1 rRNA gene is annotated in these 368 nt (G+C 54.1%); it reads left to right on the forward strand.

Going from position 1 to position 368, the window contains the following annotated elements:
- Positions 1 to 115, forward strand: a 23S ribosomal RNA gene (locus AB4Y43_RS40530); the annotation flags it as partial.
- Between the last annotated feature and the right edge of the window lie 253 nt (positions 116 to 368).

A 368-nucleotide genomic window follows, 5' to 3' on the forward strand; every position in this document is an offset into this window, starting at 1 on the left:
CGGGGACTTGATCCCCTTGAAGGGTCGTTCGAGACCAGGACGTTGATAGGTCAGGTGTGGAAGCGCAGTAATGCGTTAAGCTAACTGATACTAATTGCCCGTAAGGCTTGATCCTATAACAGGTGTGCCTCCCTCCCGGTGGGGAGAGAAGAGTGCACAGGTTGAGATCACGTGTCGGTCTACGTTAATGCTTCAGCATTTACGCAGAACCCACACTATGTGTGTTGTGCCTGAAACAACACAACCCCAATTCAGCAGCACCCTCTTTACGCTTCTTCCCGATTGGCTGTGGCGCGAACACAAAGCGCGACGCAGCAACCCGTCAAGCCTGATGACCATAGCGAGCTGGTCCCACCCCTTCCCATCCC

The organism is Paraburkholderia sp. BR10872 (genome assembly GCF_040965835.1).
Classification (GTDB): domain Bacteria; phylum Pseudomonadota; class Gammaproteobacteria; order Burkholderiales; family Burkholderiaceae; genus Paraburkholderia; species Paraburkholderia nodosa_A.